Below are 18714 nucleotides of genomic sequence, written 5' to 3'. Positions count from 1 at the left end.
TCTTCACATTATAGAGCCGGCGCCGCAGGCCGGCCACTGCGGGCCGGCCTGAAGAGCTCAGCTTACTTCACACGTACGTCGTTCTTGACCGATACTACACCCTTCACGCCGCGTGCCACATCGGCCGCTTTGGTGGCGTCAGCCGGGTCGGCCACGAAGCCGGACAGCTGCACGTCGCCCTTGAAGGTTTCGACATTGATTTCCGACGCTTTGAGGGTAGGCTCGTTGAAGATCGATGCTTTGACTTTCGCGGTGATCACGGTGTCATCGATAAACTCGCCCGTGCCTTCTTTGGTGGCGGTCGAAGCGCAACCAGCCATGGTGGCGACGAGGGTGGCGGCAAACAGCATGGTCGACAGACGTTTTGCGATTTTCATAGTGGACTCCTTGGTGGGTGGTTCAAAAAAAGTGCTCGATATGAGCTGTTGCAGCATAGCTTGCTTGTTACTTATTTACCATACTGCGATTTTGCGGTTGAGACACAGGTGTCCTTGACCGCACCGGCAAACGCATCGCACTTTTCAAGCGCGACTTTGTACTCGGCCGTTCGTTTGTCGTCGCGCGCATCGGTGCGCGCTTCGATCGCTTTCTTGTCCGCCCTGGCGTCGGCCTGGGCCGCGATCAGGGTCGATTTCGCCTGCTGCACGCAGACATCCTTGTCGTTGCCGGTCAGCGCACGGCACTTGACCTTGTCGAGGTCATAGTTGGCCGAGGCGATCGTCAGGCGCGACTGGGTATAGGCCTTGAGCGTGTTCTTGTAGTTGGCGTCCGCTTCTTCCACGGCGCGCACGCGCGCCGCCTTGGCTTCTTCCACGCAGACATCCTTGGGGTTACCGGTGATCACGTCGCAGCGCGCACGGGCCGCCTTGTAGTTGGCGGTGGCGGCCTCCTTGGCCTGGCTGTACGCCGCCTTCGCTTCCGGCGTGGCCGCGCCGGCGGACAGGGCGGCCGACATCAGGAAAGCGCCGATCAAGGCGGGGGTGACTGCTCGTTTCATCTTGCTTTTCTCCGGTGACAATACATCGCTGCTTACCGTTGTACGGGATGTGCCGCCGCCCATCTGTTCGCTGGCGAACACAAGGTGATTAGTGGCAAAAACCCAACAGTTTGAGCCAAACTCAACTGGATCGACCTGAGTGCGGCAGCGCACAGACCCCATGCGGCGCGCTGATTATGCTGGCTTCACACTTTGTCAGGAGAACAACATGAAATCGACTCAGACTATCGCAGCAATCGTCATCGCCACCACCGCCATGCTCAGCGGCTGCGCCAGCAACGCGCCCCAGCCATACAACAACGGCGCTTACGACAATGCCGCCTCGTCCTCGGCTGGCTACGGCACCATCGAATCGATCCAGGTCACCCGCAATGAAGGCCACACCAACGGCGCCGGCGCCGTGGTCGGCGGCATCGTCGGCGCGCTGGTCGGCAACCAGGTCGGTAGCGGCAGCGGCCGTACCGCGGCCACCGTCGCCGGCGCTGTCGGCGGCGCCGTGGTCGGCAACAAGGTCGAAGCGAACCGCAATCAAGGCAATGGCCAGGAGATGTACCAGATCAACGTTCGCCTGCAAAACGGCGAAACCCGCTCTGTTGTGCAGGACAGCGTGTATGACCTGCGCGTGGGCAACCGCGTGCGCCTGGTCGACGGCCGCGTCTACCGTTACTGATTTTCCGCACTACCCATTTACTTACAATAACTCACGACCTGTGTAAACAGCTCGACCACCTTTAAGGAGCCCACCATGGGTACCATTCTTCTCGTTATCCTCATTCTTGCGCTGATCGGCGTTCTTCCTACCTGGAACCACAGCCGCAGCTGGGGATACGGACCAACCGGCATCACCGGCCTGATCGTGGTGGTGCTGATTGTACTGCTCGTCACCGGGCGCCTGTAAGACAGTCGAGAACCGGCGCCGCGTGCGCCGGTTTTTTTTGCCCCCCCCCCCTACACAACCGACAAGGAGCTGCCATGCGCAAGCCCGACAACAAGACGATGCCATGCGCATCGCCACGCACCACCGCCCCGCTGGGCAGCGTGCTGCGCGCCACCGTGGCCGCCGCCTGCCTGCTGGGAATGGGCTTTGCCAACGCCCAACTGCCACAGACTTCGACCGACCAGAATGTGCCGGCCGCCACCGCGCGCCAGCAAGCGGCCGAAATCGCCCGTGGCGACCCGGCGCGCTGGTCGCGCGAAGACGTCACGCCCGACGCCCGCCTGCGCACCTTGCGCAAGGAAATGGGCGCGGCCCTGCAGGAAGCGAAGGGCGCATGCCGGGCCTTGCCGGCGTCCGAGCGCAGCGCTTGCAACAAAGAGGCGCAAGCGAACTACCAGAAAGACATGGCCGGCGCGCGCGCCCAGGCTGCCGCTGGCGGATGATCCGACCCGCGCCGGCGCGCCCGCAAGCGGCGCGCCGGCAGCGCCGATTACGCCGCCGCGACCCAATCATCCTGCTCCGGCGGCAATTCGTGCACCACCACGGCCGTTTCTTCGGCCACCATCACCAGCCAGCCCGCGTACTTGAGCGCGCGCAGCGCATCGCGGTAGCCCTGCTCCCAGCGCCACTCGATCGATCCCTTTGAAAAATTGACGTCCTTCGACGCCATGTGCCAGTCGTGCCCGGCGTAGGGAATGCGCACGATGTGCAAGGTGGCGTCGCAACCGAGCGCTTCGAGTTCGCGCCGGTCGTCCTCGGTGCGCTCGGACTCGGGCATGCGCGCATACATCTGGCGCAGCTTGTGTTGCAGCGCATGGGTGGTGCTGTAGTCATCGATATGGCGTTTCGAGCGCGAGGCAAAGGTCACGTCTTTCTGGCGCGTATTGACTTCATCCATCGTCACCGGTTCCTCGCCTTCCGCGCTCCACAAGTCGACCATGAAGCAGATGGTGTCGCCTCCGGGCAGCTCGCGCAGCACCGATTCGAGCGGGGTGTTCGAGTACAGGCCGCCATCCCAGTACAGTTCGCCGTCGATGCGGACCGGGGCAAAGGCCGGCGGCAGGCTGCCGCTGGCGCGCACATGGTCGGCGCACAGCTGCCCGCCCTGGCTGTCGAAGTGCGCCAGTTCGCCGGTGCGCACATTGACGGCGTTGACCGTCAGGCGCATGCCGCCCTCTTCGTTCAGATAGTCGAAGTCGACCAGTTCGCGCAAGGTGTCGCGCAGCGGCGTGGTGTCGTAGAACGAGGCTTCTTCGGGGGCCACCGTCATCCCGAACGGAAAGCCGCTGAACAGGCGCGGCGTGAAAAAGCCCGGCACCCCGCGCATGACGGTGTCAAACGTGTTGAGCCAGATATTCGAGCGCCGCTGGCGGTCGTCGACCCGGGTCATGTCCAGGGTGTCGGGATGCGAGACGCGGTCCCAGAAGGCCTTGATCTTTTCCAGCCGTACCGATTGTTCATTGCCGGCGATCAGCGCCGCATTGATGGCGCCGATCGAGGTGCCGACGATCCAGTCCGGCACCAGATTGTGCTCGTGCAGGGCCTGATACACGCCCGCCTGGTAGGCGCCCAGGGCACCGCCGCCTTGCAGGACGAGCACGATACGCAGCTTGTCGGGATTGAGTTTGTTTATGTCAGTCATAAGAGGGCCGGAATGAAGTCGAGATGAAGTGTGCGAAAGTGAAAAATGCACAAGCGAAAAATGGACAAACGAGTATAGATGAAAACGATGTCAACAAAAAAAGACGGCGCCGAATCCGAAGATTGCGACGCCGCTCAAGCCCCACCATATTTTTCCGTTCTTATTGCAAGGCCGGGTTCGCTTGCCCGGCATGGTCGCCAAGCAGTTCAGCGGCATGCTTCACATGTGTTGCGTCACATGTTTTGTGTCACATGCGCTGCGTTACAACTCCTGCGCCTGCCCCGTGCGGCGCTGCTGCAAGTACCACGCCACGCCGCCCAGCACGGCCGCCACCCCGAGCGCGGGCTTGATCAGCCGGCGCTGCGTGATGAAGCCGATGATGGTCGCGGCATACGGCATGATCGATGCGACACTGATGCCGGTCGGATGCAGCACGCTGTCGATCCGCGAACGGACCGCCCAGGTCGCATGATCGAGCGCAGAGTGAAACAGCACGTCGGGGCGCGCATCGTGTTTGATCCTGGCCTTGGCATGGGCGATGCCGACGCGGTAGAAATCGCCCTGGCGCAGCAGGCGCGCCTTGCGCTCGGCCAGCGAATCGGCCTTGTCGCCACCCGTGCCCGGCCTCTTTTCGAGCCCGATAATGTTATCCATTGTCATCCTCCCGTCTGAATGGCCGCTTAAAGCAGCATGTCGCGATCGTTCTTCAGTTCGTTCATGGTCTCGGGGAAAGCCAGCTTGCCCTCTTTGAGCATGGCCTTGGCCTTGAGCACGAGGCCGATCGTCACGGCGATAAACACGGCAAACATCAGCAAGAGGATTTTCCAGCCCATGCTTTCCCAGGCGAGCGCAACAATTGTCGCGGTGCCGTAGGCCAACGCAAACATGGCGCACAGGACGGCCAGCGAAAAAATCACCAGCAATTCAAGCACATGATTGCGCACTTCGGACAACTCGAGTGCCGCCAGTTCCACGCGCGACACCACGAGTCCGAAGACATTTTTTGCCAGCCCTGTCAGGCCGCCCATCAGGCCGGGGCCATGTACTGCTGCTGTTGTTTTGTCCATGGCTTCTCCCGGCTTGGATTATTTACGGCCCAGGATCACACCGACCAACAAGCCGACGCTGGCAGCGGCGGCGATGGTGCGCCATGGGTTGTCCTTAACATAGACATCGGCGGTGTGCGCCAGTTCCTTACCTTTGACGATTGCTTGACCTTGCACTTGCGATGCCTTGCCCAGCGCCACGTCCAGCATTTCCATGCCGCGTGCGCGCATGTCTTCGGCTTTCTCGCCGGTCAGCGAAGCGGCTGCCGACAGCAGGGTCTGGGCATCCTTGACCAGGGTTTTGACGTCGGTTTGCACGGCGTTCACATTGCCGTTCAGGTTGGAAGTGCCGTTCGTGCGGGTATTGGTATCTAACATGATGAACTCCAGTGGTGGGTTAAAAAAGTCTGTACAGTGTTACCGTTTTTGCTTTTAGGCTCTTAATGAGCCAGCAGGTCACGCATGTCGTCCGCGTGCTCTTCTTCGACCGCCATGATGCTTACCAGCAGCGCCTTGGTGGTCGGGTCCTTCTCGCCAATGGCGGCGATCATTTGACGGTACGACTCGATCGCCACGCGCTCGGCGATCAGGTTCGAACGGATCATCGCTTGCACGTCGTCCGAATCGTCGTACTCGGCGTGGCTGCGCGCGGTCAGGGTGGCCGGATTGAAATTCGGCGAACCGTTCAGCTGGACGATGCGCTCGGCCAGCGAGTCGGCGTGTTCCTGCTCCTGCTGCGCGTGCTCCAGGAATTCGGCCTTGATCGGGCCGTTGCCCACGCCGCTGACGGTGTAGTAGTGGCGCTTGTAGCGCAGCACGCACACCAGTTCGGTGGCGAGCGCGTCGTTCAGCATGTTGATGACCGCTTCACGATCGGCTGCGTAGCCGTCGGTGACGGCGCCGTCGTCGAGATTGGCGGCTGCCTGGCGAATGGCTTTCACGTCGAATCCGTGCGCCAGTGGCTTGGTATTGTCTTCCATGATGATTCCTTTTGCTTGTAAATTACGACTTCAATTTGTTCGGTATTAACGACGCGGAGCGATCGCGGCGCCTTCGTTCGACAGGACGATTTCCACGCGGCGGTTCATCTGGCGGTTGCCGGCCGAATCGTTGGCGGCGACCGGGAAGGCTTCGCCATAGGCGCGCATCGCGACGCGGTCACGGGCAACGCCCATCTCGACCAGGGCGGCGCGCACGGCGGCGGCGCGTTTTTCCGACAACTGCTGGTTATGCGCGCTGCTGCCGGTACTGTCGGTAAACCCTTCGACCAGCACGCTGCGGTTCGGGTTCTGTGCCAGTGCATCGGCCAGTTTGCGCAAGGTGGCCTGGCCGTTGGCGGTCAGGTTGGCCTGGTCCACGCCGAACAGCACGTCGCCGATCGTGATGACCAGGCCGCGTTCGGTTTTCTTCGCTTGCAGGTCCGTCATCAGCGCTTCGAGCTGGGCGGCGCGAGCCTGGGCTTCGCGGGTCTGGGCTTCGGCGGCGGCGACCTGGCCTTGGGCGGCGGCAGCCTGGCTCTGGGCGGCGGCGGCATCGGCCGAAGCGGCGGCGGCGGCAGCCTTGGAGGCGGCGGCATCCATCTTGGCGCGGTCGGCTTCGACGGTGCGCGCTTCGAGGCGCACGGCGTCGCGTTCTTTGCCGGAAGCGGCGATATCGGCTTCAGCCTGCTTCTGCTTGGCTATTTCTTGTGCGGTGGCGATTTTTTGCTTGGCCAGGTAGGCCAGCTTGTCGATCTGCTCCAGGCTATCCTTGCGGGCGGCGGCGGCGTTGGCTTGATCCAGCGCTTCGCTCGCTTGCTTGAATTCCAGTGGGGCGAACGTCGACACGCGCGAATTATTGTTGGCGGCGACGAAATCGCCACGGGCCTGGTCCAGCAATGGCGTGGTGGTCGGCACGCTGCTGCAAGCACCCAGTGTAAAGACGGCGGCGAGGATGGCGGATTTGATCAGGGTATGTTTCATGGAAGTGTTCCTTTTGTTGTCATGGCGCCATATGGCGCGGAATTCAATCGTTTTCTTGTGCTCTGGGTACTGCTGTGCGCGGACCGCTCGGCCTGCGCTGCCGCTGTGAGGGCGCGCGGCGCTGTCTGTTTTTCAGACGTGTTTGTTTTTATTGTTGTGGCTTGTTGGCGCGGTCGACTTCTTCGCGCAGCACGCGCAGGTCATCCTGGAGTGCGTTGGCGGCGGTGGTCGCCTTGGCCGAATTGGCTTTGCTCTGGGCCAGCTTGGCGTCGGCCTGGGCTTGGGTAGCCAGTTCGCGCGCCAGTTTGTAATCCTTGGCGGCCAGGGCCTGGTTCGCTTGCATCATCTTGCTGCGGGCAGCATTGATTTCGGCCGGGGCCAGGTCGGCGGCGCCGGCGCTCACGGCGTTTTCGACCGCATTCTTCGATACGGCAACATCAGCGGTGGCCGGCGCTTTTTGCGAACTGGCGCAAGCGACCAGTGTCATAACCAGTGCGGCGCAAAGAACTTTACTGACTTGATTCTTGATTTGTGCATTCATCGTGTTTCTCCATGAGGTGTAGTGATGTCGTGATAACGTTATAAGCTGATTTATTGGCAAGTTCGGTTCGCTGCCGCACATAGCAAATGTTTTACGTGCAAGGGGGCTGGCGACCGTGCGCTAACGTACACAAGTGCGCCACCCTTATCGCTTAAAGTGACCCTGTTACCACAATAAGGATAATCATGAGTCAAGCCGCCCCGGTCCCGTCCGCCCCCCGCCCACCGCTCGCGCGCCGCACCAACATTATTCTCGCCATCGTGGCCGTGCTGGTCGCCATTCCGCTCATCGCGCTCGCCATCGTGCTCACCTACGACTGGAACAAGGCCCGGCCCTGGCTCAACGCCAAGGCCAGCGAAGCGATCGAGCGCCCGTTCGAAGTCAAGGGAAACCTTGACCTGAGCTGGGAAAAGCCGGCCGCCGTCATGGCCGAGCGCGACCGCACCTGGCGCGACGCGGTGCCCTGGCCGCACCTGGTCGCCAACGATGTGCACGTCGGCCAGCCGGCGGGGATGGGGACGGGCGACATGGCCTCCGTCAAGCAATTCTCGTTTTCGCTCAACCCCTTCGCCCTGCTCCACAAAACCATCGCCATTCCCGTGCTGCGCTTCGATGCGCCGGCCGTCGACCTGCGTCGCGACAAGGAGGGCAAGAACAACTGGACCTTCCGCAACGACGACCAGCCGGCGCGCTGGAAGCTCGACCTGGAGCGTGTGATCTTCACCAAGGGCGTGGTCAAGTTCAATGACGCGGTCGAAAACATCGACCTGACCGCCGACGTCGACACCGTCAACGCCGACCCCGCCTACGGCATCAGCTGGAAGCTGCGCGGCACCTATAACAACGGCCCCGTCACCGGCGGCGGCAAGGCCGGCGCGGTGCTCTCGCTCAAGCAGCAAACCACGCCCTACCCGATCCAGGCCGATCTGCGCGTCGGCAAGACCCACATCGAAGTCGAAGGCACGGTCACCAAGCCGACCAGGCTGGCCGCGCTCGACCTGCGCCTGAAGCTCTCCGGCGCCAGCATGGCGCGCTTGTATACCCTGACCGGGGTACTGCTGCCGGAAACGCCGGCCTTTCGCACCGAGGGCCGCCTGACCGGCGAGCTGGGCGAAACAAGCAGCCGCTGGGTCTACGACAAATTTACCGGCAAGGTCGGTTCGAGCGACATCGCCGGCCGCCTCGAATACCGGACCGGCAAGCCACGCGGCAAACTGAGCGGCACTGTGGCGTCCAAACTGCTGCAGTTCGCCGACCTGGGGCCGCTGGTGGGCGCCGATTCGAACGCCAGCAAAGAGGCGCGCGGGGTCGAGGCGGTGCAGCCGACCGGCAAGGTGTTGCCGGTCGAAGCGTTCCGTACCGAGCGCTGGACCGCGATCGACGCCGACGTGCGCTACGCGGCCGATCGCATCGTGCGCGAAAAACAGCTGCCGATCAGCAAAATGACCACCCACCTGATCCTCCAGGAGGGCGTGCTCACCCTGGCGCCGCTGAATTTCCAGATGGCCGGCGGCAACGTCACCTCCACCATCAAGCTGGACGGCAGCGGCAAGGGCAAGCAAGCCATCAAGGCCACCGCCAAGGTCAGCGCGCGCCACATCAAGATCAAGGAACTGTTCCCTTCGATTGCCGAAATGAAGGCCACGGTCGGCCAGATCAACGGCGACGCGCAACTCTCCAGCACCGGCAATTCGGTGGCCTCGCTGCTGGCGGCCTCGAACGGCGAAGTCAAGGCGCTGATCGACGAAGGCACGGTCAGCAAGATGCTGCTCGAACAGATGGGCCTGAACATCGGCAATATCGTGCTGACCAAGCTGTTCGGCGACAAGCAGGTCAAGCTCAATTGCATGGCGAGCGACTTCCAGGTCACCAACGGCCTGATGCAGACGCGCACCTTCGTGGTCGATACCGAAGAGGCGGCCATCACCGGCGACGGCACCATCAACCTGGCCAACGAACAGATGGACCTGACCCTCGATCCGAAGACCAAGGGCTTGCGCATTTTCTCGCTGCGTTCGCCCCTGCACGTGCGCGGCAGCTTTTCCAAGCCCGAGGTGAGCGTCGACAAGGGCGTGCTGGCGCTGAAGGCGGGCGGCGCGGTGGCGCTGGGCCTGGTCGCGGCACCGGCAGCCTTGCTGCCCCTGGTCAACACCGGTCCGGGCCAGGAAAGCGGCTGCGGGCGTTTGCTGGCCGAGGCGCGCGAAAAGCCGGTGGCGCCGCCACCCGGCCAGGGCGCGGCCAAGAGCAATAGCAAGGGTAACGCCAGCGCCCAAAACGTGCGCCCGCGGCGCTGAGCGTAAAAAATTGCGTTTTGTCACTTATGTGCGTTGCCGAACAGACCATGGGCCCGGCAAGCCCTAATCTAGACACATCGGTTGGGCGACATGCACCGCCGAACGCATAACAATATAGACCACCACCATAGAGGAATACACCATGAAAAACCTGAAAATCGTATCGACCCTGATCGCCGCCCTGATGCTGACCACCGTTGTTGGCTGCGCGTCGACCGACAAAAAAGAAAGCGTGGGCGAATACGTTGACGACAGCGTGATCACCACCAGCGTCAAAGCGGCCATCGTCAATGAGCCAACCCTGAAAGTTTCGGAAATCAACGTTGAAACCTTCAAAGGCGTTGTTCAGCTGAGCGGCTTCGTCGCTGCCCATGACAGCATCGCTACCGCCGGCAAAGTTGCCCGCGACGTCAAAGGTGTCAAGCAAGTGAAAAACGATATCCGCATGAAATAAGCTTTACCCTTAAAGAGGTATCATCATGAAAACAATCAAGCAACTGGTAATGAGCGCGACACTGGTCACCGTGGCGCTCGGTTTGGGTGGCTGCGCAGGCATGTCGGCCCAGGATAAAAACACGGCCATCGGCGCCGGTGCCGGCGCAGTTGTCGGTGGCGTACTGACCGGCGGCAGCGCTGTCGGTACCGTTGGCGGCGCAGCCGTCGGCGGCGTCATCGGCAACCAGGTCAAGCCACCGAAATGATCCGGCTTGCCTGATTGATGAAAAAACCCCGCCGGCTGCCCCGCTCGCGGGGTTTTTTTACGTCTGCTTCGCGTGCGGGAAGCACGAATCGGCACGCTGTGGCCCGCCTTGACGTCGAGCGCAGGCTCAGCGTCGGCGCGCCGGGAATGCCTTTCGGGCCGCTTGCCTCGATCATGTTGTCAATCAGGGATGCGCAACGCGACATCTTGATCGGGCCATGAGGACGAGCGCGAGCGCGATGATCACTTGTTTTGCGGAGAGAAACGGCCAGGGATAATGCCAGAGGCTGTGCGCAGCCGTAGCGAAAAAGACGAAGAATGCGCGAATACGGTCCCTGGACAGCGCCGCGTCCCGCAGGCCGGCGCTGCCCGCAGGCTCACACGAAGGCGGTCGACAGCGCGCTGGCGCCCGCTTCCTTGACGATCTCGTAGCATTTGCAGGAGGCCGCGGCCAGGCCCTGCACGTCGAGGATCTCGATATTGCCACGGCTGTAGATGATCAGCCCCTGCTGCTGCAGGGCGCTGGCGGCCTTGGTCACGCCGACCCGGCGCACGCCCAGCGCATGCGCCAGGAATTCATGGGTCAGGTGAAATTTGTCGGACTTGAGGCGGTCGCGCGTGATGAGCAGCGAGCGCGCCAGGCGTGCTTCGAGCACGTGGAAGCGGCTGCACACGGCGATCTGGATCGCCTGCGCCAGCAAGGTATCGGTGTAGCGGTACAGCACCCGCTGCAAGGACGGATTGCGCGCGAACTCGGTGCGGAACTTGGCGCTGTCCATGCGGCTCGCACAACCGGCGCGCTGGACGATGGCGCGCGTTTGCGCCGTGTCGTGCCCGAGCGCGACGGTGGCGCCGAGCATGCCTTCGCGCCCGACCAGGCCGACCTCGAGCGTCATGCGCCCTTCGGCCACGCCCAGCAGCGAAATCAGGCTGTCGTGGGGAAAGTAGATATGGCGGATCGGCTCGGCAGGCTCGTACAGCACCTCGCCCACTTCCACCTGGACCGGTTCGAGCAAGGGCGACAGCCGCGCAAGGTCGCTGTGCGGCAGGGCGGCGAGCAACTGGTTGCCGGTCGGGTGGTCGACCTCAACGGCGGAAACGTGATTCATCGCTCCCTCCGAAGGGCGTTGCGCGTTGGCGACCAAGAGACAAAACGGATAGCGATCATTAGATAGGTAAGGCCAGGTTGGTAGTACAAATACATTTACAAACAATTTCAATCAGCGTAACGGCAATAATAGGCAAAGTATGTACGGTGACGCACGGAAGGACCGCCCCATCCTCGGGAGAATGGCATCCATCAACCCGACAGTGCAGCACCTCACATCATCAATAAGGAATCATCATGACGACGCCCTCCTCTCCCGCGCCCCGTAGCGCCCAGCATCCGCTGCTGATCGCCGCCGCCGTCGCGGTGATCGTGTTTTGCGGAGCCGGCACCGCCGCCATCCTCGGCTGGATTCCGTCGTCCATCGGCGGCACGCCCGCCAAAACCGAACTGAGCGAAATCGACCGCGCGGTACTGGCCTCGACACTGCAAAGCGGCGCGGCGGCGACGGCGCCGCGTTCCTTGGCCGCGCTCGATGCGCCGCAGGGGACCGACGCCAATCGCGACACCGATCGCGACGCCGCGCGCTACCGCGCCGCGCAGCGCGCCGAGAACCAGCGCCTGGACGACCGGCGTGCCGGGCGCGAGCGCGAAGAAAAGCGCGCCGCGCTGTATGACAACACGGCCGCGCCAGCCCGCGATGCGACGCGCGAGGCGACACGCGATGCGACGCGCGAACCGGCCTCCGAGCGCTGGTGCAATCATTGCGGCAACATCGAATCGGTGCGCGAAATCACCCAGCGCGCACAAGGCAGCGGCCTGGGAGCGGCCGGCGGCGCCGTGCTCGGCGGCTTGCTCGGCAACCAGGTCGGCGGCGGCAATGGCCGCAAGCTGGCCACCGTCGCCGGTGCGGTCGGCGGCGCGGTGGTCGGCAACCAGGTCGAAGGCAATCTGAAAGCGACCCGCAGCTACGAAATCCGGGTGCGCCTCGACGATGGCGGCGCGCGCACCTTTCACCAGCAGAGCGCGGCCGGCTGGCGCACCGGCGACCGGGTCAAGGTGGTCAACGGGGCCTTGCGCCCGGTCGCCTGATCCGACCCGGCTGCACTAAAAAACAACGCCCCGTGGCTTCTGCCCGGGGCGTTTTTGTTTTCTTGTTTGCAATGTGCGGCAACGAACTGATCTGCTGCTGAGCAAGCGCGAAAATAGCTTCACGCCTGTAGCAAAAGGCGCGGCAGTATCACCAGAGACGAAGGAATTATCATGAACCGCATGGTTTGGATCGGCATTTTAGCTTGGGGCATTATCGTGACGCTGTTTGGTTTCAGCGCCGCGGGACCTGTCGCGGCGGGCAGCAGCGCCACAATGCAGGCCCAGGACGTGGTGTTCCTGATTGCCGGCGGCCTGGTGGCCTGCCTGATCGGTCTCGTTGGCCTTGCGGGCGTATTGGGATGGTTGCCCGCCTTGCAAAACGAACAAAAAACTTATTCTTAATGTACGCCAGCGTACGGAGCGGCATGCAAGAGTTCCGCATACTGCACTCACGACCTACCAGTCGTCTATAAAAACCCACCGAGGACAAAATCATGCTCTATACAATCGCCGTCGTACTTCTGATCCTGTGGCTGCTTGGCTTGGTCACTTCCTATACAATTGGCGGCTTCATCCACATTCTGCTGGTTGTCGCTGTTATCATGATCCTGGTTCGCCTTATCAGCGGCCGAGGTATCTAGCTGACGCATCATCCGGCCATCGACTGATGTCCGATCCGTTTCGCGGTCGTGCCAGGCGTAGCCTGGTGTGACAGCGAAACGGATTAATTACTTTTAGGAGCCACACTATGAAAAAGAACCTGACTAAATCCCTGCTCGGCATCACCGTCCTCGCCCTGATGGCGACCGGTTGCGCCGACATGTCCGCCACCCAGCGCGGTACGGCAACAGGCGCTGGTGTCGGCGCCGGCATTGGCGCCATCATTGGCGCCACCTCCGGCCACGGCGGACGTGCCGGCAAGGGCGCCCTGATCGGCGGCGCCGCGGGCGCGCTGATCGGCAATATCTGGTCGAACCGCATGGAACAGCAAAAGCAAGCCATGGAACAAGCCACGCGCGGCACCGGCATCCAGGTCACCCAGACCCAGGATAACCGCCTGAAACTCGAAGTGCCCGCCGACGTGTCGTTCGACACCGGCCGCTCCGCGATCAAAGCCAATTTCCGTCCTGTGCTCGAGCGTTTTGCCACCACCTTGCAAGACAATCCGTCGACCACCGTGACCATCATCGGCCACACCGACAGCACCGGCAACGACTCGGTCAACCAGCCGCTGTCGGTCGACCGTGCCGCCCAGACCCGCGACTACCTCGCGGCGCGCGGCGTGTCGCCGAACCGCATCATGATCGACGGCCGTGGCGAGCGCGAGCCGGTCGCGTCGAACGACGACCCGTCCGGCCGCGCGCGCAACCGCCGCGTCGAGATCTACGTCGCCGAGCCGAACCGCCAGGGTTAAATCCCGCGCTGTAGGGTTGTAGAAAATTGAAAACGGCCAACGCCACAAGCGTTGGCCGTTTTTTCGTTCCCTGCCCTCGACACAGTCAGGTTTCACTTTTTACGTTTTGGATTAGAATACGACGACCAAGGAACGAGGCTTATCATGAGCACAGCATCTGAAAAGCAAGGACTTTTACCTGTCGTCCGGCGCGACGCGCTCGCCGACATCGCGCAAGGCTTGGTGTTGCGCGTGCCTGACCTCGCGCCTGAATCCATCGAAACAATTGCCCGGGCTTTGCACGAGCTGTTGAGCGGCAACGATGAGTTATCTCAAATCAGGCGCATCAGCATGCAACGTTATCTGCGCGAGACAGCGGAACGGCACAACCGAGATTCGCAAGACTCAGACTCGATGTTGACGACAGAGGCAGCGGCTGAGTTAATGCAATGCAGCCGGCCCTATGTGGCCATGCTCATTGACCATAAGAAATTGGCCGGCGCATCGGTCACCGAGGACGGCCACCGCCGCGTACCGGAATCGTCGGTTCGCGCTTGGGTAGCTGAGCGCGAAGCCAAGGCCAAGCAGGGCGACTACCGCGCAGCGGCGACCGAGTCGGGCATGTATGACGTTCCCGAGCATTTGTTTGTGAAAAACAGGACCCCTCGCCGTTCATGACATGACGGCCCACCACCCGCTGTCGCCAAGTGGCATCACCCATGTGGTTTTGGATGCGAATGTTTTACTGCCACCACGGCTTTCCGACGTTCTTTTCGACTTGTATCTGGTGGGCCTGTTTTCTGCTCGGTGGACCGTTGATATCGAGATCGAATTTTTGCGCAACTGGCCCCGCGTGGCGGCCGGAGTGGCCAGCAGTGGCTTGCCGCTGACAGCGCAGCAGGCTGCCGCCGAAAAAGCCAAAGCAGAAAAGCGATTGACCTGCTACCGGAACGCCGTCGCGGACTACGAGGTTCTTGGACACGAAGACGCCTCAGTGCTGGACAGGGTGCCAGATACCGTGGACGCTGGCGACAAGCATGTTGCCGCAGCAGGGTTGGTGTTGCTGGATTACGCTCGGCAGTTCAATGTCAACGACAAGGTCTACATCGTGTCAAGCAATCTGAAACATCTCGCGGCCACAGACATGAAGCGGCTCGGTGTTCGTATAGTCACGCCTGGAAAGTTCATCGATAGCCTGACGCAAGCGGACAGTAAACGGGTCGGCTTGGCCCTCGATAAATCAGTAGGTAGCTTGAAGAATCCGCCTTACACCCGAAAGCAACTATTAGGCGCACTCCTCCTCCATCGAGCAACGGGCACTGCTAAACACTTTGCCCGCACGTGGGGGGAGAAGTTTCCTTCGATAAGGCCGACTCGCTAAAAAGGAATTCACCGAGTTAGATTAGAAAACAAAACCATCCGCAACAAAGGCGGATAACAATCGCTCGCCTAGTCGCCCAAGTGGGCAAGGAGATCTTTGCCCGGCACCATGCCCGCCACCTCACAAGCCATTTCAAAAATTCGCCCGATCGTTTGCTTGCTATGGTTCGTGCTCAGCCACCACCCCGGCGCGACTTTTTTCGAGCACTCGCGCGCCAAGTCCGGCCGCCCAGGATAAAGGTCCGCCACGTCCTTGGCGAGATATCGACGCGAGCGGCCATGCTTCGGAAGACTCGCGAAGCGTTCAGCGAACGCAGGGTCCTTGGCAATTAACAACTCGAAAAATTGGCGAAGCGCATCGATGGCGTTACGGGCTGGATGCAATACGCCGAATAGGGTGAAGCCGAGCGAGCGAGCGCTTGCATTTGGCGCCAGCAAAGGAGTCCTGACGGCTGTTGCAGGCGCTACAGGCAAAAGCTTTCGGTGTCGGTCGATACCGTTGTCGTAGACGGCGGAGGCAACGCGCGTAACCACGCCCTCTTTAAGAAACTTGGCGACCATATCCGGGTCTGGCTTGAAGCCGCAGAGACTTTCCACCCGGTCGGCCACGATCTCCAACAACATCTCATCCTCGTCGGCGATGATCTGGCCCCATGCCTTAGGCAGTGCCGCCAGCATCTGGCGCTCCCGCGACACGTTTCGATAGTCATCCTGCGCGGCCTCGATTGCGGCACCAGACGCGATATTGACGTGGCACAAGTAGCGCTTCAAGCGCTGCGCGCATTCGGCCAAATCGCGTTCGACGATGTCGAGTTTGTAGACGCGCCGCTCGCCGTAATCGCCTTGGCCTCCAGGGAGGAAAAAATTCCACTCCCGTCCATCCGTGAGGATGGCCAGTGGAACGCCGATGTGGAAAGCATATTCGAAGAGCTGGCGCTCGGCACCGTCGCTCTGGCCGATCTGTTTGACTTCGATAAAGGCGATGGGCTTGCCAGGCGGGCTGCACAGGGCGAAATCGACGCGGCGGGTACCGAGTGAGTATTCGGGCCAGACGCTCTCGGTGTCGTACGTAGGCCAGCCGAGGCCGTTCAGAAGGCGTAGCACGATGCCTTGTGACACCGAAGCCTCATTTGGAAAGCGACCGGCTTTGATGCCTGCTCGTATGCCTTCAATCTCCTGCTCTATCCCCACGACGTCTCCAAGGCGACTAAAGATGCCATTCTAACTGGAGATTTCGGGGCGGCGTTGCATAACAATATCGCCGCGCCTACTGGTTATCGCCGGGCAGGCCTGCAGTTGTGAGATCTGGTCCAAATCCCCTTCGACACCCGGCGAACAAATGGATCATCGACTCACGCCATTAATGCCCCTGCGCCACGTGCACGCCCACCCCCAGCGCCCGATAACGCGCCAGCAAAGCCTCGTCGGCGCCGTGCGCGACCACGATTGCCCCGATCTCATCGGCGCCGACGATCCGGTAAGGCGACGTCGTCGCCAGCTTTTCCGGCGATGCCAGCACCACCGTGTGCGCCGCCGCCCGCCACATGGCGCGCTTGACGGCCGCTTCCTCGAAGTCGCCGGTCGACAATCCCGCCTCCGGATCGATGCTGCTCACTCCCATGAAGTACAGGTCGGCGCGCACCTGGGCGATCGCCTCCAGCGTGGCCGCGCCCACCCCCACCACCGAATGGCGGTACAGGCGCCCGCCCAGCATGATCACCTCGACCTGCTCGTGCCCCAGCAGCGCCAGCGCCACCGAGGGACTGTGGGTGACAACCGTGGCGCGCAAGTCCGGCGCCAGGCAGCGCACCAGGTGGCCCGAGGTGGTGCCGCCATCGACAAACAGCACCTGCCCCGGCGCGACCAGGGCGGCGGCGGCGCGCCCGATGGCCGCCTTGGCGTGCGCCGACATCCGCTCGCGCGCGCCAAAGTCGGCCAGCGCCGGCGACGCCGGCAAGGCCGGCAGCGCGCCGCCGTGCACGCGCCGCAGCAAGCCGTCGCGCGCCAGCTCGCGCAAGTCGCGCCGGATGGTGTCTTCCGACAAGCCCAACGCCTCGCTCACGGCCTTGGCCACCACTTGCCCGTCGCGCCGCAACAGGTCCATCAGGTAGTGCTTTCGCTGGGTCGTCAGCATCATTGCCTCTGCACGTATTTTCTTGACATTGCACGATTTTGCACGATATTCTAAAAAACACCAAGCACAATCACAAAGGAACATCATGCATGAGCCGCGCGTACGCATCGACCGCGAAGAACTGCTGTCGGACAACTGGTACATCCTGAAACGCCTGACCTTCTCGCTGCGCCGGCGCGACGGCGCCTGGCAAAGCCAGACGCGCGAAGTCTACGACCGCGGCAACGGCGCCGTCATCCTGCCGTACAACCTGCGCCAGCGCACGGTGCTGCTCACGCGCCAGTTCCGGATTCCCGCTTTTGTGAACGGCCACGACGGCTTTCTGATCGAAGCGGCCGCCGGCCTGCTCGACCATGCCAGCCCGGAACAGCGCATCCGCGCGGAAGCCGAGGAAGAAACCGGCTACCGCATCGGGAACGTGACAAAGATCTACGACCTCTTCATGAGCCCCGGTTCGGTCACCGAACGCCTGCATTTCTTTGTCGGCGCCTACGAGCCCGCCGACAAGGTGGGCGACGGCGGCGGACTGGCCGCCGAAGGCGAAGATATCGACGTGCTCGAACTCGGTTTCGAACAAGCGTTGGCGATGATGGCCAGCGGCGAGATCATGGATGGCAAAACGGTCCTGCTGTTGCAATATCTCCAGTTGCATCTGATGTCGGCGCAAAGCTAGCGCCAGATCAATACATTGGCGTGGGAGGCACGCGATAGTTGCACACATGAATGCGCATTCTTCCCTCCCAGACACCCATGCAGCGCGCCCGGAGCAGCGCGCGCTGCTGTGGAACCCGGACGCCGCCGCCTGCTGGAGCCTGCTGTTCACGCCCCTGTTCGGCACCATCCTCCTGATCCGCAACTGGGAAGCGCTGGGCGAGCCGAAGCGCGCCATCCAGGCCTGCTGGTGGTTCGCCGCCTGTCTCGTGGCGTTCGTCCTCAATTTCTATATATCCCTGCTGCGCGACGCATCCTTGCCGCTGCAAACAGGTCCCATCATCCTGCTGCTGATCTGGTACATCGCCGTCGCCAGCCCGCAGGAGCGCTTCGTGCGCGAACGCTTCGGCACCGACTATGCGCGCCATTCCTGGGCGATCGCGCTGCCTTGCGCCCTGGTCTTGCTAATCGCGTACTTACTCGGCTACAGGCATCTGCTGGCCGTGTTCCAACAGGTTCATTGAGCTGCGCTGCCGGCCTTGCCGCAGCGCGGTTGTTGTTTGCAGTACCCACTTTTCGCAGGTTGACCACTCGCACAGGAGCACGGTATGAGCACGGAGCGTTTTGCCCATTTTTTGGATTCTCTGCAATCCTGGAGCGCCGAAGCGCCAGCGCCGGCCCCTGCGCCGACCAGCGCCACCGGCCAGACCAACGCCAACCAGAGCGCGCGCGTCCGCCGCGTCAAGGGGCTGCTGGAAGCGGTCGGATCGGACTCGGCCTGGCGCGCGCGCGGGGACGTGCTGGCCGGCAACGACAACCAGGCCGGCGCCGCCGATGAGCTCGACGATGAACTTGACGACGCCCTCGACGACGAAGACGACGACGACTTCAACTGACT

At 62.2% G+C, this 18714-nt stretch carries 27 protein-coding genes; 15 read left to right on the top strand and 12 right to left on the bottom strand.

Annotated elements, in window-relative coordinates; translation table 11 throughout:
* Nucleotides 1-62 precede the first annotated feature (62 nt).
* Entirely contained in the window at nucleotides 63-377 is a 315-nt protein-coding gene (locus F0185_RS18860) for a BON domain-containing protein (RefSeq protein WP_166880422.1), read from the bottom strand.
* 71 nt (nucleotides 378-448) lie between these two features.
* Nucleotides 449-997, bottom strand: coding sequence for a hypothetical protein (locus F0185_RS18855; protein ID WP_166896071.1), 549 nt, complete (start codon nucleotides 995-997; stop codon nucleotides 449-451).
* A gap of 208 nt (nucleotides 998-1205) precedes the next feature.
* Here F0185_RS18855 and F0185_RS18850 point away from each other — a divergent pair, with 208 nt between their 5' ends.
* The 3 genes from F0185_RS18850 to F0185_RS18840 all read left to right on the top strand — a co-directional run bounded on the left by F0185_RS18850 (nucleotide 1206) and on the right by F0185_RS18840 (nucleotide 2377).
* On the top strand, nucleotides 1206-1667 hold the full coding sequence (locus F0185_RS18850; RefSeq protein ID WP_167226965.1) for an outer membrane lipoprotein: 462 nt from the start codon (nucleotides 1206-1208) through the stop codon (nucleotides 1665-1667).
* A 75-nt stretch (nucleotides 1668-1742) separates the two neighbouring features.
* The gene (locus F0185_RS18845) at nucleotides 1743-1895 is read left to right on the top strand and encodes a DUF3309 family protein (protein ID WP_166896067.1); all 153 of its coding nucleotides are present in this window, start codon (nucleotides 1743-1745) and stop codon (nucleotides 1893-1895) included.
* 74 nt (nucleotides 1896-1969) lie between these two features.
* Nucleotides 1970-2377, top strand: coding sequence for a hypothetical protein (locus tag F0185_RS18840; RefSeq protein ID WP_167226963.1), 408 nt, complete (start codon nucleotides 1970-1972; stop codon nucleotides 2375-2377).
* A gap of 47 nt (nucleotides 2378-2424) precedes the next feature.
* On the opposite strand, the gene F0185_RS18835 is transcribed toward F0185_RS18840, so the two are convergent.
* From F0185_RS18835 to F0185_RS18805, 7 genes are all read right to left on the bottom strand, one after another.
* Complete coding sequence (locus tag F0185_RS18835) at nucleotides 2425-3576, bottom strand: patatin-like phospholipase family protein (RefSeq protein WP_167226962.1); 1152 nt, start codon at nucleotides 3574-3576, stop codon at nucleotides 2425-2427.
* Between the two features lie 261 nt (nucleotides 3577-3837).
* Nucleotides 3838-4230: a hypothetical protein gene (locus F0185_RS18830; RefSeq protein WP_229477094.1), complete on the bottom strand. Its 393-nt coding sequence runs from the start codon at nucleotides 4228-4230 to the stop codon at nucleotides 3838-3840.
* A gap of 26 nt (nucleotides 4231-4256) precedes the next feature.
* Entirely contained in the window at nucleotides 4257-4643 is a 387-nt protein-coding gene (locus F0185_RS18825) for a phage holin family protein (protein ID WP_166896059.1), read from the bottom strand.
* A gap of 18 nt (nucleotides 4644-4661) precedes the next feature.
* Nucleotides 4662-5000: an ElaB/YgaM/YqjD family protein gene (locus F0185_RS18820; protein WP_166896057.1), complete on the bottom strand. Its 339-nt coding sequence runs from the start codon at nucleotides 4998-5000 to the stop codon at nucleotides 4662-4664.
* A gap of 62 nt (nucleotides 5001-5062) precedes the next feature.
* Nucleotides 5063-5602 (bottom strand): ferritin-like domain-containing protein, encoded by a 540-nt coding sequence (locus F0185_RS18815; RefSeq protein WP_167226958.1) that lies wholly within the window; start codon nucleotides 5600-5602, stop codon nucleotides 5063-5065.
* Nucleotides 5603-5647: 45 nt separating this feature from the next.
* A complete protein-coding gene (locus F0185_RS18810; RefSeq protein WP_167226956.1) occupies nucleotides 5648-6583 on the bottom strand; it encodes an OmpA family protein in 936 nt (311 codons plus the stop codon).
* Between the two features lie 148 nt (nucleotides 6584-6731).
* The gene (locus F0185_RS18805; RefSeq protein WP_229477093.1) at nucleotides 6732-7070 is read right to left on the bottom strand and encodes a DUF4398 domain-containing protein; all 339 of its coding nucleotides are present in this window, start codon (nucleotides 7068-7070) and stop codon (nucleotides 6732-6734) included.
* Between the two features lie 239 nt (nucleotides 7071-7309).
* Here F0185_RS18805 and F0185_RS18800 point away from each other — a divergent pair, with 239 nt between their 5' ends.
* The 3 genes from F0185_RS18800 to F0185_RS18790 all read left to right on the top strand — a co-directional run bounded on the left by F0185_RS18800 (nucleotide 7310) and on the right by F0185_RS18790 (nucleotide 10119).
* Nucleotides 7310-9418 (top strand): AsmA family protein, encoded by a 2109-nt coding sequence (locus F0185_RS18800; protein ID WP_167226954.1) that lies wholly within the window; start codon nucleotides 7310-7312, stop codon nucleotides 9416-9418.
* A gap of 142 nt (nucleotides 9419-9560) precedes the next feature.
* Nucleotides 9561-9872, top strand: a complete 312-nt coding sequence (locus F0185_RS18795; RefSeq protein ID WP_167226952.1) for a BON domain-containing protein — start codon at nucleotides 9561-9563, stop codon at nucleotides 9870-9872.
* Between the two features lie 25 nt (nucleotides 9873-9897).
* Nucleotides 9898-10119 carry a YMGG-like glycine zipper-containing protein gene (locus F0185_RS18790; RefSeq protein WP_099881030.1) on the top strand — a complete coding sequence of 74 codons (222 nt, stop codon included), beginning with the start codon at nucleotides 9898-9900 and terminating at the stop codon, nucleotides 10117-10119.
* 376 nt (nucleotides 10120-10495) lie between these two features.
* Here the strand turns inward: F0185_RS18790 and F0185_RS18785 are convergent, their stop codons facing one another.
* A complete protein-coding gene (locus F0185_RS18785; RefSeq protein WP_167226950.1) occupies nucleotides 10496-11227 on the bottom strand; it encodes a Crp/Fnr family transcriptional regulator in 732 nt (243 codons plus the stop codon).
* A 236-nt stretch (nucleotides 11228-11463) separates the two neighbouring features.
* On the opposite strand from F0185_RS18785, the gene F0185_RS18780 reads away from it, so the two are divergent.
* From F0185_RS18780 to F0185_RS18755, 6 genes are all read left to right on the top strand, one after another.
* On the top strand, nucleotides 11464-12258 hold the full coding sequence (locus tag F0185_RS18780; protein ID WP_167226948.1) for a glycine zipper 2TM domain-containing protein: 795 nt from the start codon (nucleotides 11464-11466) through the stop codon (nucleotides 12256-12258).
* A gap of 171 nt (nucleotides 12259-12429) precedes the next feature.
* Entirely contained in the window at nucleotides 12430-12660 is a 231-nt protein-coding gene (locus F0185_RS18775; protein WP_166896042.1) for a hypothetical protein, read from the top strand.
* Nucleotides 12661-12752: 92 nt separating this feature from the next.
* A complete protein-coding gene (locus tag F0185_RS18770; RefSeq protein WP_103170603.1) occupies nucleotides 12753-12899 on the top strand; it encodes a lmo0937 family membrane protein in 147 nt (48 codons plus the stop codon).
* 107 nt (nucleotides 12900-13006) lie between these two features.
* Nucleotides 13007-13672 (top strand): YiaD family glycine zipper/OmpA-like lipoprotein, encoded by a 666-nt coding sequence (locus F0185_RS18765; RefSeq protein ID WP_167226946.1) that lies wholly within the window; start codon nucleotides 13007-13009, stop codon nucleotides 13670-13672.
* Nucleotides 13673-13816: 144 nt separating this feature from the next.
* Nucleotides 13817-14329 (top strand): helix-turn-helix domain-containing protein, encoded by a 513-nt coding sequence (locus tag F0185_RS18760; RefSeq protein ID WP_167226944.1) that lies wholly within the window; start codon nucleotides 13817-13819, stop codon nucleotides 14327-14329.
* A gap of 1 nt (nucleotide 14330) precedes the next feature.
* Nucleotides 14331-15032 (top strand): hypothetical protein, encoded by a 702-nt coding sequence (locus F0185_RS18755; RefSeq protein WP_167226942.1) that lies wholly within the window; start codon nucleotides 14331-14333, stop codon nucleotides 15030-15032.
* A gap of 68 nt (nucleotides 15033-15100) precedes the next feature.
* On the opposite strand, the gene F0185_RS18750 is transcribed toward F0185_RS18755, so the two are convergent.
* Nucleotides 15101-16222 (bottom strand): type I restriction endonuclease, encoded by a 1122-nt coding sequence (locus F0185_RS18750; RefSeq protein WP_167226940.1) that lies wholly within the window; start codon nucleotides 16220-16222, stop codon nucleotides 15101-15103.
* Between the two features lie 169 nt (nucleotides 16223-16391).
* Entirely contained in the window at nucleotides 16392-17165 is a 774-nt protein-coding gene (locus F0185_RS18745; protein ID WP_167227117.1) for a DeoR/GlpR family DNA-binding transcription regulator, read from the bottom strand.
* A gap of 85 nt (nucleotides 17166-17250) precedes the next feature.
* On the opposite strand from F0185_RS18745, the gene F0185_RS18740 reads away from it, so the two are divergent.
* The 3 genes from F0185_RS18740 to F0185_RS18730 all read left to right on the top strand — a co-directional run bounded on the left by F0185_RS18740 (nucleotide 17251) and on the right by F0185_RS18730 (nucleotide 18712).
* Nucleotides 17251-17838 (top strand): NUDIX hydrolase, encoded by a 588-nt coding sequence (locus tag F0185_RS18740; RefSeq protein WP_167226938.1) that lies wholly within the window; start codon nucleotides 17251-17253, stop codon nucleotides 17836-17838.
* A 46-nt stretch (nucleotides 17839-17884) separates the two neighbouring features.
* Nucleotides 17885-18340, top strand: coding sequence for a hypothetical protein (locus F0185_RS18735; RefSeq protein WP_167226936.1), 456 nt, complete (start codon nucleotides 17885-17887; stop codon nucleotides 18338-18340).
* Between the two features lie 84 nt (nucleotides 18341-18424).
* Complete coding sequence (locus F0185_RS18730; protein ID WP_167226934.1) at nucleotides 18425-18712, top strand: hypothetical protein; 288 nt, start codon at nucleotides 18425-18427, stop codon at nucleotides 18710-18712.
* Nucleotides 18713-18714 lie beyond the last annotated feature (2 nt).

The sequence above is a fragment of the Massilia rubra genome, from assembly GCF_011682065.1.
GTDB classification, from domain to species: Bacteria; Pseudomonadota; Gammaproteobacteria; order Burkholderiales; family Burkholderiaceae_D; genus Telluria_A; species Telluria_A rubra.
This window is presented reverse-complemented; position numbering and strand designations above follow the sequence as displayed.